Raw genomic sequence first — 19,877 nt, 5'->3', positions numbered from 1 at the left:
ACTTCTCACGGGGGTCTAACCCTTTACCATCAACAATTTACAGTTCAGTTACTACTCAGTTAAATTTTTCATGTTGTTGAATACAGTCTGAAGTCATCGCCGTAATGTAATGATGCCCAGCACAACCTCGCATTCTTGGCGGCGATTGCAACGACAGCACGCCAGTATCCCCGCCTACCAATCAACGAGCAGACCCAACGGCTAAACGGGTCCGTTCTATTCTCTGCCCCTACCATTACAGAACGGGCTCCCTGGACCAGTAGGGTTCGCAGATAGGCATCACCCGCTTTTGTTATCCTGCCAAGCTTTGATTTTCCGCCACTACTGTATTGTGATGGCGTTAGCCCCAACCAGGCTGCCAGTTGGCGCCCGTTCTTAAAATCATGGGCATTGCCAATACTGGCGACCAGCGCACTCGCTGTGGTGGGCCCAACACCTTTCAGTTCCATTAACTGCTGGCTGCGATGATCTGTTTTGGCCACACGAGATAATACCCTGTCATATTCGGCGATTTTCTCTTCAATATTAGTGACATGTGTCAATAGATCATCAATGCACAGCCTAACCTGTACTGGCAGAGTTTCCTTCTGGTCAGAAACAACATGACGCAGAGCATCAGTGCTTTGTGGGGCAATAACCCCGAATTCAGATATCAGGCCCCGAAGACGGTTATACGTTGCTGTTCTTTCCTGGATAAATCCCTGTCTTGTCCGATGTAAGCATTGCATTGCCTGCTGGCTTTCGTCTTTGACTGGTACAAAGCGCATATGCGGCCGCTGCACTGCCTCACAAATAGCTATTGCATCAGCTGCATCATTTTTCCCGGTCTTACCCGCCATGCGATAGGGTGAGACAAATTTCGGAGCCATCAACCGGACATCATGGCCATACTGCCTGAATAATCTTGCCCAATAGTGGGCACCCGAGCAGGCTTCCATTCCAATGACACAGGGAGGTAAACCTGCGATGAGTTCAGAAAGTGCTGCACGCGACACCTTGGGTTTAACCAGAACAGCTTTACCATTTTGGTCAATGCAGTGAACAGCAAACACATTTTTAGCAAGATCGATACCGACAGTGGTGATGGTCATAACGAATCCCTCTGGGTCAATGTTTATCCTATGATTGCACGAAAGTTAATCAGGCGCATATCTAGGGGAAGTCCCTTCCATTCGTTAAGGCTGTAGCTGCCGCAGTATGCGTCGCCAGTCTCCCATCACTCGGGCATGCCGCTGAACAAGACACCGTGGTGGTTACCGCCACCGGCTTCGAACAGAAAATTCAGGACGCTCCCGCTTCGATATCTGTTATTACCAAGCAGCAGATTGAGGACAAAGCCTATCGCGATGTTACCGATGCGCTAAAAGATGTCCCTGGCGTCGTCGTCACCGGCGGGGGTAGCAGCAGCGATATCAGTATTCGTGGTATGGCTTCGCAATACACGCTCTTCCTGGTCAACGGTAAACGCATCAGCACACGCGGCACACGTCCTAACAGCGACAACTCAGGTATTGAGCAAGGTTGGCTGCCGCCGCTGGAATCCATCGAGCGTATCGAGGTCATCCGTGGCCCAATGTCATCTCTGTACGGCTCCGATGCGATGGGCGGCGTCATCAACGTCATCACCAAGAAAGTGTCGAATACCAAAGCCTGGACCGGCTCTCTGCACGGCGATGCCACTTTCCAGGAAGACAGAGACTCCGGCGATATTTATCAGACCAACGCCTATGCGTCTGGGCCACTGATTGACGGATTACTCGGCGCAAAAGTGACCGGATTATTCTCTCATCGGGCGGAGGACAAAATCCTCAATGGCTACAATGAACAGCGTATGCGTAACGGGGGCTTAACCCTGAACTTTACGCCAGATGATAAAAATGACATCGACTTCGATTACGCACGTGAACTGCAGGATCGCGACAGTACGCCAGGCAAATCCATGGCCGAGGAAAGCTGCCGCAACGGAAGCTGCAAGCCCAACAGTAAAAGCGAAAACAAGTATGTGCACACAACGTATTCACTAACCCACAGCGGTTATTACGACGACTTCAACTCCACCAGCTATGTCCAGCAGGAAGAGACCGAAAACCCAGGTCGCCAGATGAAGTCCTACAACACGATTTTCAATAACCAGAACCAGGTCTTCCTTGGGGCGCACACCCTGACGTTGGGCGGGCAATACCGTTATGAAAAACTGAGTGATAACGGCAACCAGCTGCAAGCTGCTGATGGACTGAACAAACTGACCCGCTGGAGCTGGGCGCTGTTTGCTGAAGATGAGTGGGCCGTTACCGATACCTTCACGCTGACTGGCGGTCTGCGTATGGATAAAGATGAAAACTACGGCGACAACTGGACGCCGCGCGGTTATGGCGTATGGCATCTGAGCGATCAATGGACCTTAAAAGGCGGCGTTTCAGCGGGCTATCGCGCACCGGATCTGCGCCAGTCGTCTGCCAGTTGGGGACAGGTCACCGGCGGCGGTAGACTGAACGGAATCATTGTCGGCAACCCGGACCTGAAGCCGGAGAAAAGCCTCAGCGAAGAGATCGGTTTACTGTGGGATAACGGCAACGATCTCAACGCGGGCGTCACGCTGTTCAATACTGACTTCAAAGACAAAATCACCGAAGTGCGCCGCTGTAACAGCAGCTCCGATCCGGCCTGTACCATCGGCAATACCCACTATGACTTCGTCAGCGATCGCGTTAACGTCGATAAAGCCAATATGCGCGGCGTAGAATCCACTTTCGGCTGGAAGATGACTTCCGACATCAACTGGACGGCGAATTACACTTACACGGAATCTGAACAGAAAAGCGGTCAGTTCTCCGGTCAGCCATTGAACAAAATGCCAAAGCATATGTTCAACACCACGCTGGACTGGCAGGCCACGCAGGATCTCGGTTTCTGGAGCCGTCTGAATCTGCGCGGGAAAACGTCTGAATACCTGAGCCGTACCTCCATGGCGCAGGGCACCCCGTCCTATACTCAGGTCGATGTTGGTTTACGCTATTATGCTAACAAAGATCTGCTGATGACCGCTGGCGTGTATAACGTGCTGGATAAGCAAATCGATTACGATACCTACGACACTGTTCTCGATGGTCGTCGTTACACGGTTGGCCTGACTTACAGCTTCTAAGTCTGGCGCAATAAAAAAACCCCGGCACTCATCATGCCGGGGTTTTTGTTATGCTTTTTATACTGTTATTTCTTCACGCGATCCGGGAATTTCATTTCGCTGTAGCGAACAAAATGAGTTCCTTTCGCCAGCTTATAGCCAAACCAGATAATCAGGAACAGCGGGATACCGATATAGGTTGCCATCACGCCGCCCCAGTCAATGCTATCTTTCAGGAACGCTTCGTAGTTCTGGCCCAGAGTGATAATCAGGCACAGCACAAAGGCGAAGATCGGACCCAGCGGGAAGAAGCCAGAACGGTACGGCAGATCCTTCACATCGTGCCCCTGCAGCACATAACCGCGACGGAAACGATAGTGGCTAATAGCGATCCCCAGCCAGGCGATAAAGCCCGTCATCCCGGAGGTGTTCAGCAGCCAGAGGTACACGGTCTGGTTACCAAACATCGAGGTCAGGAAACACAGCCCCGCCACCACAGTCGTCGCATACAGCGCGTTACGCGGAACACCGCCACGAGACAGTTTGCCGAAAATACGCGGCGCTTTACCGTCGCATGCCAGGGTGTAAAGCATACGCGTGGAGGCATACATCCCGGAGTTACCCGCTGACAGTACCGCCGTCAGGATAACCGCGTTCATTACTGCTGCGGCTGACAGCAGACCCGCATGCTGGAATACCAACGTGAACGGGCTAACGCTGATGTCTTTCACATCGTTGCGCAGCAGGCTCGGATCGGTGTACGGGATAATCAGGCTGATAATCAAAATCGCGAACACATAGAACAGCAGGATTCGCCAAAACACCTGACGCACCGCACGTGGAATGTTCTTTTCAGGATCTTCAGATTCGCCTGCCGCGATACCAATCAGCTCAGTTCCCTGGAAGGAGAAGCCGACGATCATCGCCACGCCAATCATAGCGGCAAAACCCCCGGCAAACGGTGCATCACCGGTCGTCCAGTTGCTCCAGCCCACCGGCTGAGTACCTTTGAAGATACCGAAAATCATCATCACGCCAACCACGATGAAGATAATTACAGTGGTAACTTTGATCAGCGAGAACCAGTATTCCGCTTCACCAAATCCGCGAACGGAAATGTAGTTCAGCAGGAAGATAACGCCGAGGAACAGTGCGCTCCAGATCCAGCCCGGCGTGTCCGGGAACCACCAGCTCATCACCAGTTGTGCGGCCACCAGGTCAACGGCAATCGTTACCGCCCAGTTGTACCAGTAGTTCCAGCCCAGCGCGAAGCCAAAGCCTTCTTCTACGTAGTTTTGACCGTAAGTGGAGAACGAGCCGGAAACCGGCATATAGGCAGCCAGTTCACCGAGGCTGGTCATCAGGAAGTACACCATCAGACCGATCAGGATATAAGAGAACAACGCGCCGCCAGGACCCGCCGCAGAAATAGTTGCACCAGATGCAACGAAAAGACCTGTACCGATGGAGCCTCCAATGGCAATCATCGTCAGGTGACGCGCCTTCAGTTCACGACGTAGCGTGGGCGCTTCTGTGGTTTTAGTTTCGGAAACCATGTGAAAATGCTATCCATCCAAAAAATGAGGCGCGATTGTAGCAGACGAAATGGCATTCTTCCGGCACAAATGCGCTGTTATAAGAGACCTTCATGACTGGCCGCGGATTATAAGTAAAGCAGAAAACGGGCGGCACAAGGCGGTTAAGACGTAACAGCCATTATGGATAGGGTGACCTGACGAGAGTTAGCGCGCTATTCGCCCTACTCAACCTGGTTGCTGTAATATAAAAAACGCGTAATGGCATTGGAGATATGTTTTTGCCGGTGATGAACGCGCCAGAGAGTGCGCACTAAACGCGGCAGTGGCACGGTAACTTCGCTCAGCGTCCCTGCCTGTAACTGCTCCGCAATGACCCGACGCGACAAACAGCTGATCCCGAGACCATGGCGCACCGCATGCTTAATGGCCTCGGAGTTCCCCAACTCCATCGCCATCTGAAATCTTGGCAGATGAGACAACAGCAGGTAATCCACCAGTTCACGCGTCCCCGATCCTCGCTCACGCAGGATCCACGGCGAAGCAGCCAGCTGTTCCAGCGTAATGGGCCCCTTTGTGAGCGGTGACGACGGTGCGGCAAACACCACCAGTTCGTCCTCCAGCCACGGTTCAGAGATGATTTCCGTACTGTGACACGGCCCTTCTATCAGCCCGATGTCTACCCGAAAATCCAGCACCGCATTGATCACGTCCTGGCTGTTGCCCACGCTAAGTTCCAGCGGCAAATCGGGGAAATCCTGGCGATAACGGGCGATCATGGCGGGCAGAATATAATTACCGATGGTGCTACTGGCATAGACCCGAATGGCGCCATTATCTTTGCGAAAAAGCTGTTCGATTTCGGTCGTTTGCTCAAGTAACGCCAGCGCGCGCGGATAAAGCAAGCGTCCGTGTTCGTTAACCACCAGCCGTTTGCCGACACGGTCAAACAGCTGCACGCCAAGTTGCCCTTCCAGATCGGTAAGCGCCGCACTCACCGCCGACTGCGACAATGCCAGCATGACAGATGCCTGAGTCGTTGAGCCGCTTTTTAGTACTTCAGCAAACACTTCAAGTTGTCGCAGGGTGATATGCATAGTCGTTTTCCACCGGATAGCCGTTACTTATACCCTAAATAATTCGAGTTGCAGGAAGGCGGCAAGAGAGAGCATCCCCCGGAGCGTACTTAAGTACGTGACTGGGGTGAACGAGCGCAGCCAACGCACATGCAACTTGAAGTATCACGGGTATACCACTTATATAGATTAATTATAAATATATAATCAATTTTATTTTTAAACCACTTCGCCTTACTCTTTTACCCAGATAAAGGAGAAGGATATGACAGAACTCACCTTACAGACTCATCGTCGTACAGCGTGGCATTTTATTCCGGGGCTTGCCCTGAGTGCAGTTATCACTGGGGTCGCCTTATGGGGAGGATCCATTCCCGCCGTCGCAGGTGCCGGGTTCAGCGCCCTCACCTTAGCCATCTTATTGGGGATGATTCTCGGCAACACCGTCTATCCGCACATCTGGAAAAGCTGTGACGGCGGCGTGCTGTTCGCGAAACAACATTTATTACGTCTGGGGATTATCCTCTACGGTTTCCGCCTCACCTTCGCGCAAATTGCTGACGTCGGCGTCAGCGGTATCGTGATTGATGTGTTAACGCTAAGCAGTACCTTTATGATTGCCTGTTTCCTGGGGCAGAAAGTATTTGGTCTGGACCGTCACACCAGCTGGCTGATTGGCGCGGGTAGCAGCATTTGTGGTGCCGCCGCCGTGCTGGCAACCGAACCAGTGGTGAAAGCAGAAGCCAGTAAAGTGACCGTCGCTGTCGCCACCGTGGTTATCTTCGGTACTATCGCTATCTTCCTGTATCCGGCGATGTATCCGTTGCTTTCACACTGGTTTAGCCCAGAAACCTACGGCATTTACATTGGCTCCACCATGCATGAAGTTGCACAGGTTGTGGCTGCCGGGCACGCCATTAGCCCGGATGCGGAAAACGCCGCGGTTATTGCCAAAATGCTGCGCGTCATGATGCTGGCACCGTTCCTTATCCTCCTGGCCGCACGCGTTAAACAACTGTCTCCGGCCACGGGCGGTGAGAAGAGCAAAATAACCATTCCATGGTTTGCCATCCTGTTCATTGTGGTCGCAATTTTTAACTCGTTCCACCTGCTGCCACAGTCAGTAGTGAACATGCTGGTAACGCTGGACACCATTTTGCTGGCAATGGCGATGGCGGCCCTGGGGTTGACCACGCACGTTAGCGCGCTGAAAAAAGCCGGTGCCAAACCGTTACTGATGGCCCTGCTGCTGTTTGTCTGGCTGATTGTGGGTGGTGGTGCGATTAACGTCGCTATCCACGCGCTGATGGCATAAACGATCACGACTCACCTCTATTAACCCGCTATACTCTCCCTTTTTGTATTTGAGTATGGCGGGTTAAATTTATGAAATATATCGGAGCGCACGTAAGCGCCGCTGGCGGTCTGGCTAACGCCGCTATTCGAGCCGCAGAAATCGAAGCGACCGCATTCGCCCTGTTCACCAAAAATCAGCGCCAGTGGCGTGCCGCGCCGCTGACCACCGAAATCATTGATGATTTTAAATCTGCCTGCGAGAAGTATCATTATACTGCCGCCCAGATCCTGCCTCACGACAGTTACCTGATTAACCTCGGTCATCCGGTTAGCGATGCGCTGGAAAAATCACGTGATGCGTTTATAGATGAAATGCAGCGCTGTGAACTGCTGGGCTTATCCTTGCTGAACTTTCACCCGGGCAGCCATTTGATGCAGATCCCGGAAGATGAGTGTCTGGCGCGCATTGCCGAATCCATCAACATCGCCCTTGCTCAGACCCAGGGCGTTACGGCAGTTATCGAAAATACCGCCGGACAAGGCAGCAACCTTGGATTTAAGTTTGAGCACCTTGCTGCCATTATCGACGGCGTCGAAGATAAGTCCCGCGTCGGCGTCTGTATTGATACCTGCCATGCCTTCGCGGCCGGTTACGATTTGCGCTCCGTCGAGGAATGCGAAAAGACGTTTGCGGAATTTGAACGTATTGTCGGCTTCAGGTACCTACGAGGTATGCACCTGAACGACGCCAAGAGCGCATTTGGCAGTCGAGTTGACCGTCACCACAGCTTAGGTGAAGGCAATATTGGCCACGATGCCTTCCGTTGGATCATGCAGGACAATCGTTTTGACGGCATTCCGCTGGTGCTGGAAACGATTAATCCGGATATCTGGGCAGAAGAGATTGCCTGGCTGAAAGCCCAGCAAACAGAAAAAGCGGTGGCATAATCATGAACGACAGGGAAAAGCAGATCCTTAAGATCCTGCGTCGCAATCCGTTGATTCAGCAGAATGAAATCGCCGATATTTTGCAGATCAGCCGTTCACGCGTTGCTGCGCATATTATGGATTTGATGCGTAAAGGCATGATTAAAGGTAAAGGTTATATCCTTACCGAACAGGATTATTGCGTGGTTGTCGGGGCGATCAATATGGATATTCGTGGTGTTGCTGACATCCACTATCCTCAGGCTGCCTCTAACCCTGGTAACATTCACTGCTCGGCAGGCGGCGTGGGACGCAACATCGCCCACAACCTGGCGCTGCTGGGCCGTGACGTCCACTTAATTTCCGCTGTTGGCAGTGATTTCTATGGCGAAACATTGCTGGAACAAACGCGTCAGGCCGGTGTTAACGTTTCCAGTTGCATACGCCTGCATGGACATAACACCTCAACTTACCTGTCGATCGCTAATCAGCAGGAAGAGACCGTACTGGCAATTAACGATACCCATATCCTGCAACAATTGACGCCGCAGTTACTGAACAGTTCGCGAGATTTGATCCGCCATTCCGGTGTCGTACTGGCAGATTGCAATCTGACTGCCGAAGCCATTGAGTGGGTCTTTACTATTGCTGATGATATTCCGGTATTCATTGACACCGTTTCAGAGTTCAAAGCGGCAAAAATGAAGACCTGGTTTACGCGTATTCATACGCTAAAACCAACGCAGAAAGAGCTGGCGATTTTGTGGGGTCAACCTATTCATTCAGATGCCGATCGCGTACTGGCCGTTAATAGTCTCCATCAGCAAGGGGTAAAACGAATCTTTGTTTGCCTGGAAGATGAATCCGTTTTTTGCAGCGAAAAGGACGGAGAACAGTTTTTACTGACGCCTCCTGAGCATACGGTTGTAGACAGTTTTGGCGCCGACGATGCTTTTATGGCGGGATTGCTGTACAGCTTTCTGGAAGGTAGTGAATTTCGTGAAAGCGCTCACTTTGCCATGGCCTGCGCGGCATTATCGCGAGCCAGCGTCAGTATCAACAACCCAACCCTCTCAGCAGATAACGCCTTGTATTTGCTGCAAACTGCTTAAATGTAATGCCGGATGGCGCTACGCGTATCCGGCATTATTTTCGCTATGCCAGCCCGATAAAGAAACCGGCTATAGTAGCGCTCATCAGGTTTGACAGCGTTGCTGCTGCCAGCGCGCGCATGCCAAGCTGCGCGATTTCCGGGGCACGCTGTGGCGCTATCGCCGAAAATGCCCCGACGACAACGCCAATCGAACCAAAGTTAGCGAAACCGCACAGCGCAAACGAGATAATCGCAATGGTCTTCACATCCAGCGTTCCACCCGTTTGCAGATACGGCGAGAAGTTGAGATAAGCGACAAACTCATTAATCGCCAGCTTCTGTCCGATCAGGCTGCCTGCCAGCGTCGCATCGCTCCAGTCCACACCCATAATCCACGCCAGCGGGGCTAGCGCATAGCCAAAGATCCCTTCCAGAGTGGCGTGACCAAAGCCAAACCACCCACCAATTCCGCCAATAATGCCGTTAATCAGCGCGATAATGGCGACAAATGCCATTACGACCGTCGCCACGCCAGCAGCAATTTTCAGCCCGGTCATCGCTCCGCTCGCCGCTGCTTCGATGATGCTTTTCGGTGGCGTTTCAGTAAATGACAGGTTCTCAAAAGTGACGCGAGATTCTTCAGTTGCCGGACTCAGCATACGCGCGAACAAAATACCGCCAGGGATTGCCATCAACGATGCCGCCAGCAAATAGTCAATCGGAACGCCCATTCCGGCGTAACCAATCATCATTGAGCCAGCAATCGAGGCCATCCCACTACAAATAGCGGTAAACAGCTCATTGCGATTCAGGCGGTCAATAAACGGCTTCACGATCGCCGGGATCTCGTTTTGCCCGAGAAAAATCGTCGTTACGGCGACAAATGACTCGATCTTACTGATGTTCAGCGCTTTCTGGAAAATACCGCCGAGGATGCGGATCAACAGCCCCATCACGCCAATGTAGTAGAGAAGACTGATCAGTGCGGTCACAAAAATGATGGCCGGAAGCACCCGAAAAGCGAAGATAAACCCGGCTCCGTCAAACAGCACATCCATTTTTGGCCCTACCAGGGAGCCAAAGATAAATGCGCTTCCCGCGTCACTGTATGACATTACCTTGTGGACACCGAGCGCAGCCTGTTCAACCAGCCATTTTCCCGGCGGGAAGTACAGCATAATGCCGCCGATTGCGATTTGCAGTACCAGTGCAGCCCCGACCGTGCGCAGACTTATACGTTTTTTATTTACTGACAGCAGAAACGCGATGGCCAGTAATACCACCATACCCACAACACTTCTCATTATATCCATAATGAAATTCCCTTCATGCCAGGAAACCCGGCGTTATCGCCAGGTTTTGGTAGGTTTGATATTCGCGGGCGACCGCATTCTGCCCGGGAAATTCTGTCAGACGAGGCGCTGATACTCCTTCGCAATTTCACAGGCCAGTACCGCATTGTTGAACACCAGCTGAATATTTGATTTCAGGCTGTCACCACCGGTCAGCTCTGCAACCCGCGCTAACAGGAACGGCGTACTCTCTTTGCCCACGACGCCCTGATCTTCCGCTTCTTTTACCGCCCGATCGATTGCCGCATTAATTTTCTCTTCAGCCATCGCAAACTGCTCTGGGATGGGGTTCGCAACAACCAGACCGCCGTCGAGACCCGTTTGCCATTTCACCGCCATGGCACGGGCAATCTCTTTCGCACTGTCCAGACGGATGCTGACTTCAAACGGACTGGTACGGCAGAAAAATGCTGGCAACGCGTTGGTTTGATAACCAATTAACGGCACACCAAAGGTTTCTAAATATTCAGTAGTTAAGCCGAGATCAAGAATAGATTTCGCCCCGGCACAAATTACCGTGACATTGGTATGCGCCAGTTCTTGCAGATCCGCGGAAATATCAAAGGTATGTTCAGCACCACGATGAACCCCACCTATTCCCCCTGTCGCAAATACTTTAATTCCCGCCAGGGCGGCAATAATCATGGTTGAGGCAACAGTCGTTGCACCATTTTTTCCTGCCGCGACCACAAACGGCAAATCACGACGACTTACTTTCGTAACGCTATGACCTTCTCGCCCAAGCAGCTGAATTTCATCTTTGCTTAAACCAACTTTCATTATTCCGCCAATAATGGCAATGGTCGCAGGAACCGCACCGTGTTTACGAATAGTTTCTTCTACTTCAATCGCTGTCTGGGCATTCTGCGGAAATGGCATACCATGAGAAATAATGGTTGATTCAAGTGCAACAATCGGCTTCTTACTGTTTAATGCTTCCTGTACTTCTGGAGATATTTGTAATAATTCAGAGGAAAGAGTTAATTCAGACATTCTGTGTTCTCCACTAATGAGCTTACATTCGCAACAGACAAATCAGGGTTATTGGTATATTCACAGGCTAACGCCATTGATGAACAACCCTGCGCAAATCGAACCGAATCAATAAAGGGCATGCCGTCTACCCAGCAGGAAGCCAGTCCAGCCATCATCGCATCGCCAGCCCCGGTAACATTAATGACGTGAGTTTTAATCGGCAGCGACCAACCACGACTCCCCGCAATATCACTGTAATAAACACCGTCACCGCCCATGCTGAGCACCAGCCTATTTAAGCCGCGATCATGAAACCAGGCGGCGACTTTACCCACGTCATCACGCCCGGAAAGCGCAATACCGCTTAGCGTTTCGGCTTCAAGCCGGTTGGGTTTAAGAGTGTGAATTTGTCCAAGCCGCTCGCGAATTTTGACGCATTTCCATGCCGATACCGGGTCAACAAACACCGGAACCTCTCCGGCATTTTCCAGCACCCATGCCAGGGCATCTTCGCTGATATTGCAATCGGCGACGATGACTTTCGCCTGCCGAATAAAATCATGATGCTGTGATAAAAAATCTGCTGAAATATGTTCGGTAATGCTCATATCATTAATGGCAACCAACATTTCACCGGTATTATCAAGCAATGATAAATAACTGGACGTATTCTCTCCGGGAACGATAAGACACTTATCAACATGAACTCCGGATTGATTGGTTTGCGCCAATAACGATTGTCCATAAAAATCATTACCAACCGCAGTCAGTAACCATGAATTTTTCCCCAGCAGCGCGAGATTATGTGCAATGTTACGTCCAACTCCGCCGGGGGTGAATTTTATCTTTCCTGGATTCGAATCCGCATAATTTAGAGAAGCATGCGAATACCCAGCAACATCCATATTGGCCGAGCCAATAGTTACTATGTATTCCTTTTCACGCATAGCACGTCCCCTGGCAATTAACTTGCCACAAATGAGTTCGTTAAAATAACCAACGCCACACATCAGGTTATTAGAGCATATGTTCAATATCAAACATGTGTTCATAGTAAGCGTGTTTTTGACAAAGTAAATCCATATTCAAGATCTAAACTCAATAGATATGAACAGAATCACAATTTTTTATAGATACAGTCTGTAAAGGAAAGAGAAAATGAGAGGTAGTACACAATTCAAGCAGTCTAAAGAGTTTAACTCCGGCATAACCGGAGATTTTTCAGATGCGCCAGGCGATCCGGTTCGTATCAACTGAGCGAAACAAGGTCCTCTGGCATATGGTTGTACAAAATCCGCCAGAAGTGCTCAGCCGTTTTATTCAACCGGGTATCCATTCGGTAAATATAAGCCTGAATAGGCACCATCAGCTCCGGCGTCTGCAGACAAACCAGCCGCTTTTCGCGCAGTTCGTTTACGATTGTCCACGCCGGCAGCCAGGCGATACCATGCCCATCCAATGCCATATTTTTTAATAACTCACTCATTGAAGACATAAACAGCGTACGGGCTGAAATGCCGCCTACTTCCGCCAGATGACGGTTTACCAATCTTCCCATGTAGGATGTGCTGGTATAGTTCAGAATCGGCGCCTGCGACTGATAGATATCAAACAACGCCTTACCCTGCGCATCAGCAGCACACACGGGGTACAGTTCAGACTCAAAAACCTTCAAGCCGCAGAAAGGTGACTGCATTAAATCTTCATCCCGAAAGGAGATAATAAAATCGCTTTTCCCCTCGCGCAGAGTATTCACCGCCTGAACAACATCAATAGCTTCAACGTGATAGACAAACTCCTCACCCCAGGCCGCCATTGAGTGCACCAATCTGGGCAACATCGTCAGCGACAAAGAATGTGCCGCCGCTATTTTGATATTGGGTACACCCAGTAAATTGTGGCCGCTTAGCTCATCCAGATTACATTCCAGCTGTTGCAACAAACTACGGGTTTGCGAATGAAATAGCTTGCCCTCCTCCGTGAGTTGCAGTGGGCTCGTTGTGCGATCAAAAAGCAGCACACCCACGGCTGATTCGAGCGCCTTGATCCGCCGACTAAATGCCGGTTGGGATATGTTGCGCTCCTCAGCCGCCTGGGAAAAATGACGGCATGCCTCCAACGTCAGAAAGTCATATAACCATTTTGTCTCAATATTTTTCATGCTTATCACGCGGATATTTAAATATGCCTATTAGCCTTAAAGCATCATGCCTGAATAGTTCCGGAGTTGACATTCATCATTAGCGCCTGGTGATTCGTTTTTTGCATCAAGGCTTCATTTTTAACATTAACATACTTCTCTCCCTATCGGTTACGACCGCTTGCCCGCCGCGTAACGCGTAGCCTCTGGCCGAATACCGGCCTGCTGAGGTTACACAATAAACCACAGTCATGCGGTTTTTGCATTGAACCATACATTATTGCATTTCTCCTCACGTCTCACTGCTGTTAAACATTATCAGCAGACACAACCCGGCTCTGAATATTAATTATCGGTGAATTGAGGTATATATCGTGAAAGGTTTAATTGGCGTGCTTGGTGGTATGGGACCTGCTGCAACGGTCGATCTGTTTAATAAATTCGTCACTTTTACCGCTGCGCAACGTGACCAGGAACATATCCCCTTAATTATTTCATCTATTCCTGACATTCCAGACCGAACCGACGCGTTAATGCATCATGGTCATTCCCCACTTCCGGCAATGCGCGATTATATGCATAAACTCGAAGATGCTGGCGCCGAGTGTATTGTGATCCCCTGTAACACCGCTCACTTTTGGTTTAATGAATTAAAAGCGTGCTGCCATACAGAGCTGCTCAGTATCGTTGAAACGACCATCAATGAGGTTAAAAACTGCGGGAAATCGCAAATCGGATTACTCGCCACCAACGCCACTTTATACATGGGCCTTTATCAAAAAGGCATAGAATCTCTTGGGTTAACCTGCATCAGCCCTGACTCATCCAGTCAGGAAAAAGTGATGGAAAGCATTTATTGCTTAAAAGCTGGTGATGCTAAGCGGGCACAAACGCTGATGAATGAACAGGCTGAAGCACTCTTCTCACGCGGGGCACAAGTCATCGTGCTCGGATGTACTGAAGTTCCTGTCATTCTTGCTGAAGCCGTCAAAAAGTCACCTGAAAAATATATTGATTCAACCGGTTCGTTGGTTCGTGCCGGTATTAAATGGTACGAGAAACGCGTGGGTAAAAATCACCTTTTGGCACAATGAATGTCCATACCTGTTTAATTGTTGCATTAAATAAAAATCCATTTTAATTACAAATTACTCTCTGGCGGAGGCCATTATGATTTGGCTAGAAATTATCGTAGTGTTGGGCGCAATATTTTTCGGTATCCGCCTTGGCGGAATTGGTATTGGTTTATGCGGCGGGCTGGGGCTGGCTATTTTAACGCTGGGGTTTGGGCTGCAAATTGGTTCACCACCCGTTGACGTTATTCTTATTATTATGACGGTGGTGGTGGCGGCATCGGCGCTACAGGCCGCCGGAGGCATGGATTATCTGGTTCGCATTGCCGGTAATTTTATGCGCCGTAACCCTAAATATATCAATATTATTGCGCCGATTATCACCTGGTCGATGACGATTATGGCGGGAACAGGGTTCATCGTCTTTTCTACTCTGCCAGTGATTGCCGAAGTTGCCAAAGAGTCAGGTATTCGCCCTTCCCGTACGCTCGCAGGCTCCGTAGTCGCTTCTCAGGTGGCGATATCCGGTTCGCCGATCAGTGCCGCAATGGCCGCTATGCTGACTATTATGGAAGGCAACGGTATCAGCTTTATTCAGGTCATGGCGGTTTGTCTGCCTGCCTCATTTGTCGCCGCGATGGTCGCCGCTTTTATCGCCTCACGTCAGGGATGTGAGCTACAGGATGATGAAGTCTATCTGGAACGCCTGCAAAAAGGACTGGTGCGTAAATATGCAGGGCAAAACAGCACAACGCCAGGTGCCAGACTGTCAGTCGCCCTGTTTATGCTGGCAACGGTGGTCATCGTTATTCTTGCCGCATGCCCTCAATTGCGCCCTGGATTCGATGCAGGTAACGCAATGAATACCCGGGATATTATCATTATCTGCATGCTAGCTGCCGCATGTCTGATGGTGGTGCTATGCAAAACATCAACAGACGCGATTGTCCTGACATCCACGTTTCGGGCGGGTATGAGTTCGTTGGCAGTGATTCTGGGGATTGTTACGCTGGGCACAACTTTCATTGATGCCCACTTAACGGAGATAAAGGATATCGCGGGCGATATTCTACGGGCTTATCCGATGCTGTTGGCGCTGGTGCTGTTTGGTACCTGCGCGCTTCTCTATTCGCAGGGAGCCACCACGCCGCTGATTATCCCTCTTGCCGTCGCACTCGGCGTACCCACATGGGCCATTCTGGCTTCCTATGTCGCAGTGACCGGCGTGTTTGTTCTGCCAACTTATCCGACTTCGCTGGCGGCAATGGAGTTCGACACCACCGGGACAACGCGCGTGGGTAAGTATGTCTTAAACCATCCGTTTATGTTGCCAGGGCTTGGCGGGATCATTGCTGGCGTTGCCTTTGGTTTTATCATCGCGCCAATGATTGCCTGAACCGGTTTAACACTACCTGGCAGATCTTATGGATAAAAAAAGGGGCAGAGAAATCTCTGCCCCGGATGTCAGCGTTAAATCAGGCCGCCTTTGCCACAACCTCTGCTTCCGGGCGTTTCAGCACCGCGTAGGAGAGACCGGCTACCAGCGTACCGGCAATAATGGCCAGCAGGTATCCAACCACCGGAGTGATTGCGCCAGGGATTAACAGCACGAACAGACCGCCGTGCGGCGCCATCAGCTTAGCCCCCACCGCCATCGAGATAGCTCCGGTAATCGCACCGCCAACGATACAGCAAGGCAGAACGCGCATCGGGTCACGGGCAGCGAATGGGATAGCCCCTTCGGTAATAAAGCACAGGCCCAATACCAGCGCAGCTTTACCGCCTTCCTGCTGCGCTTTGTCGAACTTACGACGCGCCACCAGCGTTGCCAGCCCCAGGGCCAGCGGAGGCACCATACCCGCCGCCATAATCGCCGCCATCGGCGCATAGGTTTGCGTACTAAGCAGGCCCACACCGAAAGCATACGCCGCTTTGTTAACCGGACCGCCCATATCGGTACACATCATGCCGCCCAGAATCGCTCCAAGCAGCACCGCGTTCGCGGTTCCCATGGTTTGCAGCCAGTGGGTCAGACCTTCCAGAATGCCCGCCACTGGTTTACCGATCAGGTAGATCATGGCCAGACCAACCACCAGGCTTGAAAGTAGCGGAATGATCAGGATCGGTTTCAGCGCTTCCATACTCTGCGGGAGTTTCAGCTTCGTGCTGATGAGCTTCGCCACATAACCGGCAAGGAAACCGGCAATAATCCCGCCAATAAAGCCGGAACCGGTGCTCACCGCCAGCATACCGCCGATAAGACCAGGCGTCAGACCCGGACGATCAGCGATGGAAAACGCGATGTAGCCCGCCAGAACCGGCACCATCAGCGCGAAAGCTGAACCACCGCCAATCTGCATCAGCGCGGCCGCCAGCGTACCCTGCTCCTTGAACGCTTCGATACCAAAAGCGAATGAGAGTGCAATACACAGACCGCCAGCAACCACCATCGGCAGCATGTAGGATACGCCCGTCAGCAGGTGACGATACGCGCCAGCGCTCTCTTTCTTACCTTCAGTGGTTGCAGACTGCGCTTTGCCGGCAGGCTGGTACGGCGTTGCTTCTTCCAGCGCTTTATCCAGCTCCTGCTTCGTTTTCTTCAGCGCAAGGCCAGTAGAAGTACGGTACATTGGTTTTCCGGCAAACTTCGCCAGATCAACTTCAATGTCAGCCGCCACAATCACCAGATCCGCCTGAGCCACCTCTTCCGGCGTAATGGCATTGCCTGCGCCAACAGACCCACGGGTTTCAACCTTCACCCACCAGCCACGTTTTTTCGCTTCTGTTTCAATAGCTTCAGCGGCCATAAACGTATGGGCAACGCCAGTTGGACAAGCCGTCACCGCCACCACGCGTTTTGGACCACTACTGGCCACGGACGCTGTCGCAACCGGAGCGCTATAAGGTTTTGCGTGGCCTTTCGCTTCGCTGAGGAAAAGTTCAGGATGCGCAACCGCACGACCAATATCGCCCAGCCAGACTTTTTTGCCGTTCAGCGAACTGTCGGCAGGAAGCGTGTCGCCCAGAACAATTGCCAGTTCGGCATCATTAGGATTATCAATAATTTCCAGATGTGCTTTCTGCGCCGCCGCTCCAAGCAGGGTTTTCGCCATATAAGCGCGAGCCTGGCCGAGATTAGCGTCAATAATCAGCAGCGTTTTCATTATGCCTCTCCTGCTGTCAGTTAAACGGTTTTAAGTCGACACGCGCCATCATTGCGGCCAACTGAGGACGATCGGTGATGCCCACATTGCTTTGGCTTACCGCCAGGGCGGCAACAGCGGTTGCCAGACGCAGGGTGTGTTCACTGGATTCACGCATCAGCAGGCCGTAAATCAGGCCACCAACCATTGAATCACCCGCGCCTACGGTGCTTACCACCTCGACTGACGGCGGTTTAGCAATCCACTCACCCGAAGCGTTAACCCACAGCGCACCTTCCGCGCCAAGTGAAATCACCACGTGAGCAATACCCTGCTCGCGCAACGCATGTGCAGCTTCAATCACATCTTTCATTTCTGGCAGCTTACGGCCTGCCCAGATTTCCAGTTCACGACGGTTTGGTTTCACCAGCCATGGTGCCGCTTTCAGACCGGCGACCAGTGCTTCACGACTACTATCAAAGATAATGCAAGGACACTGACTGCGCAGGCGCGTCATCCAGTCGGTGAATGCTTCCGGGCTAACGCCGGTCGGCAAACTGCCGCTGACGCACACCATGTCGAACTGGCCCAGCCAGCTCAGCGAGTCATTCACAAAGCGTTCCCAGTCAGCCGGGGTGACTTCAAAGCCGGAGAAATTGAAGTCGGACACTTCGCCGTCTTTTTCGGTCAGCTTGACGTTGATACGGGTACGCCCCTGTACAACCTGAAAACGGTTGGCGATACCCAGCTCGCTGAACAACTGCTGAAAACCATCCTGGTTGTCTTTACCGAGGAAACCACCCACCGTTACATCGATACCTAAATCTTTCAAAACCTTAGCGACGTTAATCCCTTTCCCTGCCGCGTGCAGACCGGTCGTTTTAACCAGGTTCACTTCACCGCGTTCAATTTCCGGGCAGAAACCCACCAGATCGTAGGCTGGGTTAAGGGTGATAGTAGCAACACGTCTGCTCATTACGCGCCCTCCCCAAGACCCGCCGCGATGGCTTCGCCAATCGCTTTCAGCGCCTGTTCAGCATCTTCACCCTGGGCGGTAAAGCGCAGGTGATGTCCTTTCTTCACGCCTAATGCCACAACTTTCATCAGACTGCGTCCATTCGCCGGCTTGCCGGTTCCATCAAGATTTGTCACGGTAATTTCACTGTTAAATTGTTTAATCGTATTCACCAGCATGGTGCCCGGGCGGGCGTGTAAACCATGCTCATTGCGCACAATAAATTCGGCGCTCAGTACATCATCAGTTAAGGCATCATCGCTGGTCAGCAGCGCCAGCACCGTTGCCGCATCGGCTTTCAACAAACGGTCAGCTTTATTATTCAGCAGCAGATCGCCAAGGCGCTTCAGCACCGCAACCGGTTGTTCGTCATTCATGGCGACGGTCACCAGCAGGGCTGCCGCTTCACCTTGTACATCGAACGCTGTTGCTGCGCGGCTGACCGCAACGGCGCTGCGCACATTGCCTTCAGCACAGTCATTCAGCCAGATCCCCTGACCGAGATTCATCGGTTGCTCATTAATGGCTCTGGCCACAAAGGTGGCGTCAACCGCGCCGACCTCTTTCAGCCGTGCGGCGTTGAGAGCCTGCAGCGTGACCAACGAGTTGGCAACGACGTCCAGCGACAGCGTTTCGTTATCAAGCTTCAGCTGTTCGCTTTGCTTTTCCCCCATCAGCAACGCGCGCAACTCTTCCGCCGTGGTCGCAGATTTCAGCTGTTCAGCGACGGAGTCATCGCTCAGCACATGCGTCAGCTGACGCAGTAAACCAAGGTGCTCATCAGAGCTGGCAGCGATGCCGATTGCCACATAAGCAACCTGCCCTTCCCCCCAGATCACACCCTGCGGAAACTGAAACACCTGCACGCCGGTTTTCAGCACCCGATCGCGCGTGTCCGTCGTACCGTGAGGAATAGCAATACCGTTGCCGAGGAACGTGGACGTCTGTTGTTCACGCGCCAGCATGCCATCGACGTAGCCTTCCGCCACGTTACCTGCCAGCACTAAGGCAGCGGCAACCTGGCGAATAGCCTCTTCTTTATTCCCGGCCTGTTCGCCCGGGTGAATATCCTGAACAGATAACTGGAACATGGTTCTCCTCTCCCGCTGATTTGAAACGATTCAGCTA

The 19,877-nt window shown here is 51.7% G+C and carries 15 protein-coding genes and 1 pseudogene; 6 read left to right on the top strand and 10 right to left on the bottom strand.

Annotated features, from left to right (window positions below; all coding sequences use genetic code 11):
- Positions 1-68: 68 nt before the first annotated feature.
- Positions 69-1,091 carry an IS110-like element IS5708 family transposase gene (locus HV311_RS08240; RefSeq protein WP_000156884.1) on the bottom strand — a complete coding sequence of 341 codons (1,023 nt, stop codon included), beginning with the start codon at positions 1,089-1,091 and terminating at the stop codon, positions 69-71.
- A 71-nt stretch (positions 1,092-1,162) separates the two neighbouring features.
- On the opposite strand from HV311_RS08240, the pseudogene HV311_RS08235 reads away from it, so the two are divergent.
- Positions 1,163-3,145 (top strand): annotated as a pseudogene (locus HV311_RS08235) (ligand-gated channel protein); the annotation flags it as partial.
- 65 nt (positions 3,146-3,210) lie between these two features.
- On the opposite strand, the gene lysP reads toward HV311_RS08235, so the two are convergent.
- Both lysP and yieE read right to left on the bottom strand, forming a co-directional pair.
- Positions 3,211-4,680: a lysine-specific permease gene (gene lysP / locus HV311_RS08230; RefSeq protein ID WP_016153724.1), complete on the bottom strand. Its 1,470-nt coding sequence runs from the start codon at positions 4,678-4,680 to the stop codon at positions 3,211-3,213.
- Positions 4,681-4,883: 203 nt separating this feature from the next.
- Complete coding sequence (yieE, locus tag HV311_RS08225; RefSeq protein ID WP_191220951.1) at positions 4,884-5,756, bottom strand: DNA-binding transcriptional regulator YeiE; 873 nt, start codon at positions 5,754-5,756, stop codon at positions 4,884-4,886.
- A gap of 244 nt (positions 5,757-6,000) precedes the next feature.
- On the opposite strand from yieE, the gene HV311_RS08220 reads away from it, so the two are divergent.
- The 3 genes from HV311_RS08220 to HV311_RS08210 all read left to right on the top strand — a co-directional run bounded on the left by HV311_RS08220 (position 6,001) and on the right by HV311_RS08210 (position 9,070).
- The gene (locus tag HV311_RS08220) at positions 6,001-7,050 is read left to right on the top strand and encodes a YeiH family protein (protein WP_016153726.1); all 1,050 of its coding nucleotides are present in this window, start codon (positions 6,001-6,003) and stop codon (positions 7,048-7,050) included.
- A 71-nt stretch (positions 7,051-7,121) separates the two neighbouring features.
- Positions 7,122-7,979, top strand: coding sequence for a deoxyribonuclease IV (gene nfo, locus HV311_RS08215; RefSeq protein ID WP_046275457.1), 858 nt, complete (start codon positions 7,122-7,124; stop codon positions 7,977-7,979).
- Positions 7,980-7,981: 2 nt separating this feature from the next.
- Positions 7,982-9,070: a sugar kinase gene (locus tag HV311_RS08210; RefSeq protein ID WP_047359177.1), complete on the top strand. Its 1,089-nt coding sequence runs from the start codon at positions 7,982-7,984 to the stop codon at positions 9,068-9,070.
- A gap of 43 nt (positions 9,071-9,113) precedes the next feature.
- Here HV311_RS08210 and HV311_RS08205 read toward each other — a convergent pair whose 3' ends face one another.
- From HV311_RS08205 to hypT, 4 genes are all read right to left on the bottom strand, one after another.
- The gene (locus HV311_RS08205; RefSeq protein WP_003027431.1) at positions 9,114-10,364 is read right to left on the bottom strand and encodes a NupC/NupG family nucleoside CNT transporter; all 1,251 of its coding nucleotides are present in this window, start codon (positions 10,362-10,364) and stop codon (positions 9,114-9,116) included.
- A 96-nt stretch (positions 10,365-10,460) separates the two neighbouring features.
- Positions 10,461-11,396 carry a pseudouridine-5'-phosphate glycosidase gene (locus tag HV311_RS08200; protein ID WP_191220950.1) on the bottom strand — a complete coding sequence of 312 codons (936 nt, stop codon included), beginning with the start codon at positions 11,394-11,396 and terminating at the stop codon, positions 10,461-10,463.
- On the bottom strand, positions 11,384-12,325 hold the full coding sequence (locus HV311_RS08195) for a pseudouridine kinase (protein WP_016153731.1): 942 nt from the start codon (positions 12,323-12,325) through the stop codon (positions 11,384-11,386). The genes HV311_RS08200 and HV311_RS08195 overlap by 13 nt, the downstream gene beginning before the upstream one ends.
- Positions 12,326-12,627: 302 nt before the next feature.
- Entirely contained in the window at positions 12,628-13,539 is a 912-nt protein-coding gene (hypT, locus tag HV311_RS08190; RefSeq protein ID WP_019077233.1) for a hypochlorite stress DNA-binding transcriptional regulator HypT, read from the bottom strand.
- Between the two features lie 353 nt (positions 13,540-13,892).
- Between hypT and HV311_RS08185 the strand changes: the two genes are divergently transcribed.
- A complete protein-coding gene (locus tag HV311_RS08185) occupies positions 13,893-14,612 on the top strand; it encodes an aspartate/glutamate racemase family protein (protein WP_049281984.1) in 720 nt (239 codons plus the stop codon).
- Between the two features lie 76 nt (positions 14,613-14,688).
- Positions 14,689-15,987 carry an anaerobic C4-dicarboxylate transporter gene (locus HV311_RS08180; RefSeq protein ID WP_019077234.1) on the top strand — a complete coding sequence of 433 codons (1,299 nt, stop codon included), beginning with the start codon at positions 14,689-14,691 and terminating at the stop codon, positions 15,985-15,987.
- Between the two features lie 79 nt (positions 15,988-16,066).
- Here HV311_RS08180 and fruA read toward each other — a convergent pair whose 3' ends face one another.
- From fruA to fruB, 3 genes are read right to left on the bottom strand one after another with little or no spacing between them, the layout of a single operon-like run.
- On the bottom strand, positions 16,067-17,755 hold the full coding sequence (gene fruA, locus HV311_RS08175; protein ID WP_016153736.1) for a PTS fructose transporter subunit IIBC: 1,689 nt from the start codon (positions 17,753-17,755) through the stop codon (positions 16,067-16,069).
- Positions 17,756-17,771: 16 nt separating this feature from the next.
- Positions 17,772-18,710, bottom strand: coding sequence for a 1-phosphofructokinase (gene fruK, locus HV311_RS08170; RefSeq protein WP_003834544.1), 939 nt, complete (start codon positions 18,708-18,710; stop codon positions 17,772-17,774).
- Positions 18,710-19,840: a fused PTS fructose transporter subunit IIA/HPr protein gene (gene fruB / locus HV311_RS08165; protein WP_016156988.1), complete on the bottom strand. Its 1,131-nt coding sequence runs from the start codon at positions 19,838-19,840 to the stop codon at positions 18,710-18,712. The genes fruK and fruB overlap by 1 nt, the downstream gene beginning before the upstream one ends.
- Positions 19,841-19,877: the final 37 nt, after the last annotated feature.

Source organism: Citrobacter sp. RHBSTW-00881 (genome assembly GCF_013728515.1).
Taxonomy (GTDB): Bacteria; Pseudomonadota; Gammaproteobacteria; order Enterobacterales; family Enterobacteriaceae; genus Citrobacter; species Citrobacter braakii.
This window is presented reverse-complemented; position numbering and strand designations above follow the sequence as displayed.